The organism is Kitasatospora sp. NPDC094019 (genome assembly GCF_044764505.1).
Lineage (GTDB): Bacteria > Actinomycetota > Actinomycetes > Streptomycetales > Streptomycetaceae > Kitasatospora.
Window position 1 is genome coordinate 470087 of record NZ_JBIWIF010000002.1, and the last position, 13658, is coordinate 483744.

At 73.9% G+C, this 13658-nt stretch carries 3 protein-coding genes; all 3 read left to right on the top strand.

Annotated elements, in window-relative coordinates:
- The first annotated feature begins 1 nt into the window (after position 1).
- The 3 genes from ACIQ9P_RS07140 (at position 2) to ACIQ9P_RS07150 (ending at position 13611) form a co-directional block, all read left to right on the top strand.
- Positions 2-10021 (top strand): LamG-like jellyroll fold domain-containing protein, encoded by a 10020-nt coding sequence (locus tag ACIQ9P_RS07140; protein WP_402351012.1) that lies wholly within the window; start codon positions 2-4, stop codon positions 10019-10021.
- 137 nt (positions 10022-10158) lie between these two features.
- Positions 10159-10683: a hypothetical protein gene (locus ACIQ9P_RS07145; protein ID WP_402351014.1), complete on the top strand. Its 525-nt coding sequence runs from the start codon at positions 10159-10161 to the stop codon at positions 10681-10683.
- A 228-nt stretch (positions 10684-10911) separates the two neighbouring features.
- Complete coding sequence (locus tag ACIQ9P_RS07150; RefSeq protein WP_402351017.1) at positions 10912-13611, top strand: MXAN_6230/SCO0854 family RING domain-containing protein; 2700 nt, start codon at positions 10912-10914, stop codon at positions 13609-13611.
- Positions 13612-13658 lie beyond the last annotated feature (47 nt).

A 13658-nucleotide genomic window follows, 5' to 3' on the forward strand; every position in this document is an offset into this window, starting at 1 on the left:
GGTGGCGACCGCCGTACTGCTGGCACTGGTGGTCAACTTCTCCTCGGAGCTGCTGGTCGCGGCGCCGGCGCACCCGGCGGACGGGACCGGCCCGGTGGCCGCCCCGACCATACCGGTGCAACGCTACGGGAGCGCCACCGATCTGCCGCCGCGGACCACGGCCGAGGCCACCGGGGCCGGGGCCGGGGGACCGGGCACCGGGCACGGCGCCCCGTCGGTGGAGCCGCCCGCCTCGGGCGCGCCCGCACCCGTGGCCCGGGTGTCCAACCGCCCGCAGTTCGCCGCCGGGGCCGAGACCGTCCCACCGGCGGCCCCGCCCCGTACCGCGAGCCCGGTGGAGATCGCCGCCCCGACCTCCGGTGCCGGCCGGTCCGGGCACGAGCGGGACGACGACGCGAGCGTCGAACTCGTGGCCGAGCGCACCGAGAACACCCGCACCTTCCAGAACAGCGACGGCACCCGCTCCCGGCTGGTGTTCCAGGAGCCGGTCAACCGCCGTACGGCGGACGGATCCTGGGAGGCCGTCAACACCTCCCTGGCCCGCGAGGGCGCGCGCTGGACCATGCGCGGCAGCGCCTTCGGCCTCTCCCTGGCCGACCGGGGCACCGGCGCCGAGCTGGAGACGCTCACCCTCGACGGCGGCCTCGGCGTCGGCTACACGCTGACCGGCGCCGCGTCCGTGGCCCCGGTCGTCACGGGCGCCACCGCCGTCTACCCGTCGATCCTGCCGGACACCGACCTGTCGGTGACCGCGCTGACCGAGGGGGTGAAGGAGGAACTCGTCCTGGCCGGCCCGCGGGCGGGCAACACCTGGTCGTTCCCGGTCCGCACCGCCGGTCTGACCCCCGCCCTGACCGGGGACGGCGAGGTCGTCCTCCGGGACGCCGCCGGAGCCGAACGGATGCGGGTGCCGCGCGGGCTGATGCACGACTCCGCGCCCGGCGCGCCGAACACCTCCACGGCCGTCCGCTACGGGCTGCGGGAGGAGGGCGGCCGGTACACGCTCACGGTCACGGCCGACCGGGCCTGGCTGGACGACCCGGCCCGGGTCTACCCGGTGGTGGTCGACCCGACCACGGTCACCGCGCCGAACCCGGCGAGCGCCTCCACCTACGTCGACGACTTCAGCGGTGCCAACTACGCGGGCAACGCGCTGCTCCTGGTCGGCGGCGACGGCACGGGGCACCGCTTCGAGTCCTATCTCTCCTTCGCGGGCCTCCGCGGGACCCTCGCCAACGACTACGTGGTGAGCGCCGCGCTCCACCTCTTCCAGACGTACGCCAGCGCCGCCGGAGCCGTGTCGGTGACCCCGATCACCGCACCCTGGTCCCCGACCGGTGTCAACCGCGTCGGCGGGGTCACCACCGGCGCCGAGATCGGCTCTGCCACCTTCGGCGCGGGACAGGGTTGGGGCTGGATCGGCATCGGCTCCGCCGGCGTGGCGATGCTCGACGACTGCACCCACGGGCTCTCCCCGTCCGACTGCGGCCTCGCCCTGCGCGGCCCCGCCGGGGCGCTCCGGTCGTTCGCCTCCGCGGCCTCCGCCAACAAGCCCTACCTGCAGATCAACTACTCGGCCGAGGCGGCCTACTACGCGACGGTGGACGGCGCCCCGGTCTCCCCGCCGGTGACCAACAGCCAGCCCGGCGAGATCGCCGTCACCGTCACCAACCACGGCGAGCAGACCTGGCAGCCCGGCAGCGGCTACCGGCTGTCCTACCGCCTCTACGACCCGGCGACGCTGGCCGAGATGCCGGTCACCAGCCGGGTGTACACCTCGATGCCGGTGGACGTCCCGCCGAACACGCAGATCACCCTGAACGGGGCGATCGGGGCGCTGCCACCGCGCTCCTACGTGGTCTGCTGGGACATGGTGAGCCGCTCCGGCGGCTGGTTCTCCGACCTCTCCGGCATTCCCCCGGGCGGCTGCTTCACCCTCGAAGTCACCAATCTGGACCCGGTGGTGGACGCCCAGGCGCCGCCGGACGGATTCTCCCCGGCGACCCTCACCCCGGTGCTGACCGTCACCGGACGGGACGTCGACTCCTGGCCCTCCGCGCTGACCTACACCCTGCACCTGGCGCACAACGGCAATGTCGTCACCTACCCGGCGCAGGCCGGCGGGACCTTCCAGGTCCGGCCCGGGGACCTCGTCTGGAACCAGACCTACGCCTGGTGGGTCGACCTCAACGACGGCCGCGAGATGGTCAGTTCACCGGTCGCCCGGCTGACCCCGCGGGTGCCGCAGCCCGGCGTCGCGGCCCACCTGGGATCCGCCACCGACCCGGTCGTGCCCGGGGTCGACCCGCTGACCGGCGACTACACCACCTCGGCCACCGACGCGACCGTGCCCACCGCCGGGCCGCCGCTCGACGTCACCCGCGTCTACAACAGCCTGGACACCCGCGCCTCCGGCCTGTTCGGCACCGGCTGGAGCAGCCCCTACGACACCCGGCTCACCTTCGACGGGCACGGCGACGCGCTGATCACCCTCCCGGACGGGCAGCGGGTCAGGTTCGCGTACAACGCCGACGGCTCCTACACCCCGCCCGCCGGCCGCTTCGCGACCCTCGTCGCGGTCGGTACCACCGGTCTCGACCTCACCGACAAGACCGGCACCGTCCTGCACTTCGACGCGGCGGCCCGGCTGGCCTCCACCACCGACGCGAACGGCCTCGCGGTCCGGTACACCTACACCGTCGACGGCCTGCTCACCGGCGCCACCTCCGACGCCTCGGGGCGTACCCTGCGCTTCACCTGGGGCAGGCCGACCGGCTCCACCGCCCAGCACGTCACCCGGGTCACCACCGACCCCGTCACGACGGGTGTCCCCTCGTCCGCGCTGACCTGGACCTACGACTACCTCGGCGACCTGCTCGTCAAGGTGTGCGCCCCCGACGCGGGCACCAACTGCACGAAGTACGACTACACCGGCATCTCGCACTACTCGTCGCTGGTGACGGACGCCGTCCCCACCACCTACCTCCGCCTGGCCGACCCGGTCACCGCCGGGAGCACCGGCGCCACGGCCCGCGACGAGGTGGTCCATTGCGCCGCGTGCTCCGGCCCCTACTACACGGCGCCCCGGCCCGGCGGGCCCGGCGCGCTCTACGGGTCCCCCGACGGCGCGGCCGTGTTCGACGGCAACGCCACCGCGGTGTACGACTTCCGGGCGGCCACCGGCGCGAACAACCAGGGCTCGGTGGAGCTGTGGTTCAAGGCCGCCGCGGGCAGCGGCGGCATCCTGTACTCCTACCAGAGCCGCCGCCTCGACGGCGGCGTCACCACCCCGCCCTCCTCGCCGGACGTGCCCGCGCTCTACGTCGGCACCGACGGCCGGCTGTACGGAGGCTTCCAGGACATCACCCACCAGCCGCTCGCGGGCGGCCGGGTGGTCTCCGACGGCGCCTGGCACCACGCCGTGATCACCGCCTCCGGCAACGGCCAGGCGCTCTACCTGGACGGGCAGTGGGCGGCCGGCCGGGGCGCGGCCGTGGTTCCGCTGCCCGCCTCGGACATCGGAATCATCGGCGGCGGCAACACCGTCGCCGGCTACCCCGGCCTCGATCCCGAGCGCCGGACCAGCTACTTCGGCGGCTCCATCGACGAGTTCGCCTCCTACTCCTACGCCCTGACCCCCGAGCAGGTGGGCGATCACTACCGCGCCCGCCAGGTCGGGTCGGCGCTCTCCTCGATCACCCTGCCGTCCGGGCGGAACTACGCCACCATCGGCTACGACCTGCGGCGGGACCGGGTCGCGGACCTGACCGACAGCAACGGCGGCCACTGGAAGCCCTCGGTGCCCGAGCCGTTCCACCCGGCGGGCGTCAGCCACACCGAGGCGGTACTGGCGGCGCGGCCCAGCGCCTACTACACGATGGGCGAGACCTCCGGAACGGTCGCGCACTCCGCCGTCCACGGAATCGACGGCGACCGGAACGGCACCTTCACCAACGTCACCCTGGGTCTGCCCCAACCGGGCATGTCCGGCAACGCGCCCGGCCGCCCCACCGTGGCGGACTTCGGCGCGACCTCGCTGCTCTCCCTGCCGGAACAGACCGTCCCGACCACCGGTGACTTCACCGTGGAGATCCAGTTCTCCGGGAACCGGCCCGGCGTGCTGCTCGGGACGGCGGACCGACTGCTGGGCGCCTACCAGGCCGCCGGCCCCGGCGAGGCCCAGCCGCTGCTCTACGTCGGCACCGACGGCCGGCTCCACGGCGGCCTCGGCAGCACCCCCGGCGACATCCTGACCAGCGACCGGATCTCCGGCATGCAGGACTGGCACACCGCGGCCTACAGCTGGGATTCCGCCGCCGGCCGCGGCCGGCTCTACCTCGACGGCCGTCAGCAGGACACCGGAGCCCCGCCCGCCCCGAACCGCGCCACCCAGAAGGTGGCCCTGGCCGGCGCCGGTTACCTCCCGGCCTCCTGGCCCGGAGCCGGCACCGAGGTGCGCAGCCACTTCCAGGGCGGCCTCGGCCACCTGGCGGTCTTCCCGCGGGCGCTGAGCGCCGACGAGCTCCGGCGCACCTACGACGCCCAGGGCATCGTCATGGGCGAGTACCAGGGCGTCCAGCTCAGGACCACCGTCACCGACCCGGCCGGCCGGACGCTCGGCTTCGGCTTCGACCCGGCGGCCGGCGGCCGGCGCACCTCCAGCACCGACGCGCTCGGCGGCGTCACCTCCTTCCACTACGACGAGCGGGGCTACCCGGACCGGACCACCGACCCGGCCGGACACTCCGTCACCCTCGTCAACGACAGCCGCGGCAACGTGCTGAGCCGCACCACCTGCCGCACGCCCACCTCCTGCCAGACCTCGTACACCGACTACTGGACCGATCCGCGCAACCCGACCGATCCGCGCAACGACCGGCCGATCTCGCTCCGGGAGGCCCGGTCCTCCGGCCCGGCCGACACCACGTACCAGACGACCTACCAGTACGACGCGGCCGGCAACCTGCTGCACACCCTCACCCCGCCCACCCCGGGTTTCCCGGGCGGTCGCGACACCGCCCAGCAGTACTCGACCGGCCCGGTCACGGCGTACGGCGGCGGCACCGTCCCGGCGGGCCGGCTGACCTCCGTCACCGCCCCCGGCGGCGGCGTCACCAGCTACCGCTACTACAGGAACACCGACCTCGCCCAGGTCACCGAGCCGGGCGGCACCACCACCACGTACGCCTACGACAACCTGGGCCGCCGGACCGGCAGCACCGTCACCTGGCCCGGCGGGCCACCGGCCGGCCTGACCACCACCACCGCCTACGACAGCCGCAACCGCGTCGTGCGCACCGACTCGCCGCCGCTCTCCTACGCCCTGAACGGCCTCGTCCACTACCCCGTCCGCCAGATCGGCTACGACGCCGACGGCAACGTCCTGTCCACGGTCGAGAGCGACAACCTCGGCGGCGAGACCTCCGACCCCTCGCGCACCCGGTCGACCACGTACGACAGCGCGGGCCGGGTCGCCACCACCACCGACCCGGACGGTCGGCAGACCGTCGTCAACGGCTACGACCCGTTCGGCCGCCCGACCTCCGTCACCGACACCGCGGGCCGCACCTGGGAGACCGCCCGGTCCGAGAACGGGCAGCCGGTCAGCCTCACCCTCAAGGGCTACACCGGCAGCGACCCCGACCACCCGGAGACGCCCCGGGACCTGCGGATCAACTCCTACTCCTACGACCCGGCCGGCCGGCTCGCCGCCACCGCCGACGCCATGGGCCGCACCCAGCAGTACCGGTACTACGACGACGGCCTGCTGGCCCGGGCCACCGCGGTCGGATTCCACAACCCCGACGGCAGCACCCGTGACATCGACCTCCAGCGGATCGACTACGACGCCGCCGGACACCCTGTCACCGTCACCACCGGCGGCGGCGCCGGCACCACCACCCTCGGCTACGACGCCGACGCCCGGGTCGTCAGCACCACCGTCCGGGGCACCACCGACCAGGTCACCGCCACCGAGTACGACGCCGACGGCAACCGCACCAGGACGGTCCGGAAGGACCGGGCCGGCACCGTGCTCACCGCGGTCGACAGCCGGTACGACACCGCCGGCCGCCTCGTCGCCAGCACCGCGCACACCGGCACCGAGGACCTCACCACCACCTGGACCCGCGACGGCCGCGGCCTGATCACCGCCAGCACCGACCCGAGGGGCAACGCGCCCGGCGCCGACCCGGCCGCCTACACCACCGACTACGCCTACGACGCGGCGGGCCGGCCCGTCCTGACCACCGCGCCGCCGGTCGCCGTCGAGAACGGCGGCGCCCCGGCCACCACCCGGCCCACCACCGCCGCCGCCTACAACACCTACGGCGACCGGATGCTGGGCCGGGACGAGCTCGGCACCCTCACCGCCTACGACTACGACAGCAACGGGCGGCCCAACTCCCGTACCGTGAGCGGATACCGGCCCCCCGGTTCGAGCACGCCGCTGACCAACTCGACCGCCGTCTCCTACACCGCCTCCGGGCAGGTCGCCTCCGTCGTGGAAGCGGGCCGGACCACCACCTACAGCTACGACCAGCTCGACAACCTGCTCACCCGCACCGACCCGAAGGCCGACGCCGCCTCCCCGGCCGGCGTCTGGAAGTCCACCTACGACCCGCTCGGCGAACTCCTCTCCACGACCGACCCGACCGGTGCCGTCGCCACCGCGACCTACGACGACCTCGGCCGCCAGGTGACCACCACGGCCGTCCTGCGCAAGCCCCGGGCCGCCTACACCAGCACCACCGGCTGGGACGACGCCGGAAACCCCGTCACCGTCACCGACCCGCTCGGAAACACGACCACCACCGGCTACGACGCGGCCGGTCTGCCGGTCGCGGTCACCGACCCGCTCGGCAGGCGCACCACCACCGCCTACGACGCGGCCGGCCGGGCCGTGCGCGTCACCGCACCCGACGGCAGCGGCGGCACCGTCCGCTACGACGGCGCGGGGCGGCAGACCGGCACCGCCGACCTCGACCCCGCCGGCACCATCCTGCGTACCACCGCCGCCGAGTACGACCGGGCCGGCAACCCGACCGCCACGACCGACCCGCTCGGCGTGCGCACCACCCGGACGTACGACGCCGCCTCCCGGCTGACCGGGCTCACCGAACCCGTCACCGCCGGCACGTCGATCACCAGCGGCTACGGCTACGACGCGGCCGGGAACCGGACCCGCTTCACCGATGGCCGCGGCAACGCGTTCCTGACCACCTACAACGCGTGGGGCCTGCCGGAGTCCATGGTCGAACCGGCCACCGCCGCCTACCCGAACGCCGCCGACCGCACCCGCACCATCAGCTACGACGCCGCCCTGCAGCCGTTCCGGCTCGCCGAGCCCGGCGGAGTGGTCCGTACCCGCGCCTACGACGGACTCGGCCGGCTCGTCACCGAGACCGGCAGCGGTGCGGAAGCCGCCACCACCAGCCACACCTACGGCTACGACCTCGCCGGACGCATGCTGCGGGTCGCCGGTGTCGGCGGCGACAACACCTTCGGCTACGACGACCGGGGGCTGCTCACCACGACCACCGGCCCGTCCGGCGACGCCACCTTCGGGTACGACGCCGCGGGGCAGCTCACCGCCCGCACCGACCCGGCGGGCAGCACCGCCTTCACCTACGACAGGGCGAACCGCCCGGCGAGCATCACCGACGCGATCACCGGTGTCCGCGCCACCTACGGCTACAACAGCCTGGACCAGGTCACCAGCGTCGGCTACGGCACCGGCGGCGCCGTCCGCTCCTTCGGCTACGACGCCCTGCACCGGGTCGCCTCCGACACCCTGACCGCACCCGGCGGCGCCACCGAGGCGTCCGTCGAGTACCGCTACGACCTCGCCGACCACCTCGTCGGCAAGACCACCACCGGCACCGCCGCGGCCGCCACCAACACCTACGGCTACGACCTGGCCGGGCGCCTCACCAGCTGGAACAACGGCTCCACCAGGACCGACTACGGCTACGACGCCTCCGGCAACCGCGTCCGGGCCGGTCCCGCCACCGCCGTCTACGACGCCCGCAACCGGCTCGTCTCCGACGGCACCACCGAGTACCGGTACTCCGCACGCGGCACCCGCACCGCCGCCGTCACCGCGGCCGGCACCACCAACTCGGCGTACGACGCCTTCGACCGCCTGATCAGCGACGCCGCCAGCGGCTACAGCTACGACGGCCTCGACCGGCTCGCCGCCTCGGGCACCCGCACCTTCCGCTACAGCGGCGCCGGCAACGTCCTCGCCGGAGACGGCTCGGCCCTCTACAACCACGACGCCACCGGCGGCCTGTTCTCCTGGGAGCAGGGCGGCAGCACCGCGCTGGCCCTGGTCGACCGGCACACCGACGTGGTCGGCGGGTTCACCGCCACCGGCACCGCGCTCACCGGCTCCGTCGGCTACGACCCGTTCGGCGCCGTCCTCGGCACCGCCGGGACCCGCCCCGCCCGCGGCTACCAGAGCGCCTGGACGGACCCGGCCACCGGCCGCGCCAACATGGCCGCGCGCTGGTACGACCCCGCCACCGGGGCCTTCACCAGCCGCGACACCATCGACCAGAACCAGGCCCCGTCGGTCCTCGGCAACCACTACGCCTACGCGGCCCAGGACCCGCTCGACCAGACCGACCCCAGCGGGCACTGCGCCATCCTCTGCAGCGCCATCGTCGGAGCGATCGCCGGAGCGGTCATCGGCGTCGGCTCCTACGCCTACGACTACGCGACCACCGACGGCGCGAAGTGGAACTGGGGCGACGCCGGCTGGTCCGCCGCCAAGGGCGCGGTGAGCGGTGCCATCTACGGGGCCACCGGTGGCGGCGGGCTCCTCCTCGCCGGCGCCGGCGGAGCGGCGGCCGGACTCAGCGAATACGCCATGGACTGCCTCTACGGCACGGGCGCCTGCGACGCCGAGGGCGCCGTCGGGGCTGCCGCGGGCGGCGCACTGACCGGGGCCGTCGGCTGGGGCTTCGCCAAGGTCGGCGGCAAGATCGTCAAGACGGTGGCGGGGAAGATCCGCGGATCCGCCGCCAGGGGTGTCGAGGAGGCGGGGGGCCGTGCCGTCGCCAAGGGCGCCGGGGCGGGAGGCCGTGCGGCCGCCGAGAGTGCCGAAGAGTCGTTCGCCGCCTTGGCCGGGGCCATCAAGGCCGCCCGCGTCGCTGCCGCCGAGGCCAAGGAGCTCGCGGCGAAGAAGGCGGCCGCCGATGCCGCCGCCGCGGAGGCCAAGCGGGCCGCCGAGGAGGCCGCCTACCAGCGCTGGCTGGCCACCCCGCCCGGCCGGGCCGTCCAGGCGGCCAGGAACGAGGGCGTCGACGTCGCGGTGGCCCGCACCGCCCAGGCGGCCGACCGCGCCGTCCCCACCTCGGCCCTCCCCGCACAGGCGACCCCGTCACTGAGCGAGAACATCGTCCGGGCCGCCGGCGTCATCGGCGACAACGCGGCCGCCTCCACCGCCGCCCGCGCCCCCGCCGGCCGCGCCGGCACCATCCTCGCCGACGCCACGGCGGCGGGCAGCGGCCGCAGTTCGGGCGGCCTGGGGAGCGGCGCCGCCCCCGCCTCCCGCCGTTGGTGGAACGCCGAGGTTCGAACCAGCCGTTTTGGCGGGGACTACCTGGTCCCCACGACGCCGGGTCTCAAGCAACGGATAAATCCCAGCTGTGGCACCGAGAACTGCGGGCCGGTCGCCGTCGCCGCCGACCAACTCCTCGCCGGGAGGCTCCCGGCTGCGGTGGACGGCGCGGCACAAAGGATTTTCGAACCGGAACTCGAGCGACTCGCGGGCAGTACCAGGGAATTCGTGCAGAAGGGTGGATTCTCCGGAGTTGTGAACGATGTCCGGAGCTGGGGGAACGGCGCCAGGGGAATTGTTCTGGGTAGGCCCACGCAGGCCCGGCTGACCGCAGGTGAGGGCGGCCACTACTTCAACGTGATCAACGACAACGGTCTGGTCGTGTTCCTGGACGCCCAGAGCGGTAAGGCGGCGCCGGAGGGATGGCGGTACTACTATCTGCTGCGCACGGACTAGCGGGTGTGGATCGGCCGGCCGTTCGTGCGTCAGGAGCGGTCGGCCGGCTGTGTCTCCTTGCAGTCCGGGGTGTCGCCGTGTGGGCCCGGCGTGGGGCAGAATCGAACAGAATGGAAGGGGAGGCGTTGAGCCGCGGGATGAAGATCTCCAGGGAGAAGGCAGTCGAACTCGTCTCGGCCCTGCTCGCCGAAAATCGAGGGAACGGGCCGGAGTTGGCGGTCATCGGAATCAATCCGACGCCGGTCGGATGGGTGGTGGCCTGGAATTCGGCCCGCTACGCGCTGGATCCGAGGACGGCGAACCTGCTCGTCGGTGGTGGACCGTATCTCGTCGACGGCGACGACGGAAGCGTATTCCGAATTCCCGGCGAAACATTCCGGGTCTACGACTGGCAGGCGATGTTCCGCGAGCGGTTCAAGGGAGTCGGCCCACCGGACGCACTGCTGGAGTCCGTGCGTGAACTCGCACTCTCGGACGGACGGCTGGCCGCGCTCCGCCTCCTCCGGAAGGAGGCCCCGTCCCTCGACATTGCACGGGCGCGGGAATACGTCGGCGCCGTCATGGAAGGAAGGGAGCCGCCTGCGGAAACGCTGGCGGCGACCCGGAAGGTCGAGTCCTTCTCCCCGCTCCCCATCGAAAGGATCTCCGGTCCGGTCGAGTGATCGACGTTCCGGTCGGAGCTGGTCGGGCCCGGCAGCGAACCCGCTGCCGGGCCTTCGGGCTTTCGGGCGGAATTAATCGGTGGCACCGGGCGGCGGGGTGCCGCTATGTTGATCGAACGCGGGCGGCTCCGCGGCGTGCTTCCTTCTCCTTCACTCCGAAACCAGCAGCGCGCCCCCTCTCCGCCCGCTTCTTCAACCTCTCTGCCACGTTCGTGGGGGTCCTTCCGCATGCCCCGAGCCATCACGGCTCCCTTCGACAGCGATGTCGACCTCGATCTCGGTTCGTTCCTCCTCCGCCGGCGCGGCGCCGTCTGTGCGGCCCCCGGTGACCTCCTCCCCGCTGCCGACCCGTGGAGCACCCGCGGCCTGGTAGCGCTGGATGCCGATCTGGCGCGGCGCGGGTACCTGCTCACCAGTGAACTGCGCTCGGCGCTGGCGAGGTTGTCCCCCTCCGCGCTCGCCGAGGCCGGGGACGGACTGCTCGCCCGGATCGACCACCTGCTCGGCGCGGACCGCGAACACGTACCGCTGTTCCGCCGCTTCCCCGACGCCGTGCCCGACCACGCGCAGCTGTTCTACACCCGGCAGATCCGGGCGTTCCTGCTCAACCAGCCCCGGCAGCCCTGCGCCCACTGCGGCCGGCGCGGCGCCGAGGCCGGGATCGGCGCGCTCGCGCCGTGCGCGCACCTGCTCTGCGCCGGCTGCCTCGACGGGCTGACGGCCGAGGGGCGGGGCGAGCACTGCCCGACCTGCGGGACGCCCCTGCACACCGGCACCTACCTGCCCGAGGACCACCGGATCGGCCGGAAGGCCGCCGAGGAGTTCGGCGGCGAGCGAGCGATGCGTCCGCTACGGCTCATCACGGCCGACCAGGTCACCGCCGCGATGGCCGAGTTGGACCGGCTGCTGGCTCGCCGCACCCCGCTCTCCCCGCAGGACCGCGACGACCTGACCGCGCTGCTCGCCCACGCGCCGGAGGACCTGCCGGAGCGGCTGCCCGCGCAGATCCCGGTCCGGGAGACCAAGGCCACCGTGCTCGCCGCGCTGCTGCGGCGCGGCGGTACGGACGCCCTGCCGGTCCTCGCCGAACGCATCGACACCGCCACCGATGTGCTGCGCCTGCTCTGGGCTTGGTCCGGCGCCGAGCCCGACCTGCTGCCCGCGACCGCCCGGCGGCTGCGGCTGAAGGGTGTGCCGCGGCCGCTGCGCCGGGGCCTGCTCGACATCCTGGAGGGGCTGCACCCGACCGCCCTCGTCGAGGACCTGCGCCGCCACCGCTCGGCCTGGCTGCGGGCGGGTGAGCTGCTGCACCCCTACGAGTTCCGGTGCCGGATCCCCAACGTCACCACGGCGTTCGTGGTGCTGCGGCAGACGGACCTGCGCACCCACGAGGTGGGGCGTGAACTCGCCGACCCACCGGCCGGCCCGATGCGTGTGGTGAACACCGGCGGGCACACCCGGCTGGGGTTCACCGGATTCGCGGGGCGGGTCGAGGGCCTGCTCGCTGCCGGGGACACCGAGGGCGCGCTGCGGGTGCTGGCGGAACGGCCCGGTGAGCTGGTGCGCAGGCTGCACCACGTCCTGCGGGTGCACGCCACCGCCACCCCCGGAACGCCGCTCGCCCCGGCCGCGCTGCACACCGTCCGCGCCGCGCTGACCCGGGTCGCCCCCGGACCGCTGCTCGGCGCGTACGGCGCGCTGCGCGGAACCCGGACGGCGGGGGAGCGGCGGCTCTACTTCCCGCGCGGCACGGTCTCGCTCGCCCACGCCCGGGAGGACCACGGCACGGTGGTGCCCGTTGAACTCGCCCTGCCGGTCGTCGAGTCGATCGAGGCCGAACTGCTGCGCCGCAGCGGCGCCGGTGGTGAGCGCTACGACCTGGCGCTGCTCGACGAGGGGCTGCGCGAACTGGTCGCCCCGTTCGCCGAACGGGCCGCCGCCAAGACGCTGGTGAGCGTCCCGCGCGGAAGTCGCCAACGGCTGCCGGCCGGGGAGCGGTTGCGGCTGTTCCTGCACTGGATGCAGCCGGAGGAGCTGCGGGTCGACCTGGACCTGTCGGTGGCGCTCTACGACGAGCGGTGGAACTTCACCGGGCTGTGCGACTACACCAACCTGGTGCACGGCGACCGGGCCGCCGTGCACTCCGGCGACTACGTGTCCGCGCCGCCGCCGGACGGGGCGACGGAGTTCGTCGACCTGGACCTCGCGCGGCTGGTCGCGGGCGGCTCGCGGTACGCCGTGATGATCGTGTTCAGCTACAACGACGTCTCCTTCGAGCAACTGACGGACGCGTTCAGTGGGTTCATGGATTTGGGCGGCGCCGCGTCGGCAGGGAACCCGCACTTCCACCCCCGGGCCGTCCGGCAGCGCCTGGACCTGGTCGGCGACGCCAAGGTGTGCGTGCCGATGATCGTCGACCTGGCCGACCGCCGCTACACCTGGACCGACCTCAACACTGGTGCGGACGGCGGCTTCCACAGCGTCCACCGGCACCAGGCCGAGGTGGGCGCCCTCAGTCGTGACGTCCTGGCCCACTTCTCCCCGGAGAACCGGGCCACCCTCTGGGACCTCGCGGTCGCCCGCGCGGCCGCGTGCACCGACGAGGTGGTGGTGCGGGGGCTCGACGGTGGGCTGCGGCGTTGGCGGCGCCGGGCGGGGGAGGGCGACGGCGGGTTCGCGGAGCGGCTGCGTGCGCTCCGGGACGAGGACGGGGGAGTCGTGTTGTCCCTGCCGCAACTCCTCGCGGGGCGAAGGTCGTTCGTCGCACTCGTGGACGGGGACGTCCCCGCGCCGGAGACGGTGTCCGGCACGCTCTACCGCCTTTATCCGGGGCCGATCGACGCCGCACCGGAGGCCCTGGAGCGCCTGACGGCAGGGGACTTGGTCGCGGGGCTGGCACCGGGGCCGGCCGGGGTCGCCGCGCGGTGATCCCGACCGGCGTCCTTCGTCGGCTTCGCGGCCCGGAGCGGTGAACG

Coding starts and splice junctions, on each gene's coding strand:
- ACIQ9P_RS07145 (WP_402351014.1), top strand. CDS start 10,159: ATGAAGATCTCCAGGGAGAAGGCAGTCGAACTCGTCTCGGCCCTGCTC.
- ACIQ9P_RS07150 (WP_402351017.1), top strand. CDS start 10,912: ATGCCCCGAGCCATCACGGCTCCCTTCGACAGCGATGTCGACCTCGAT.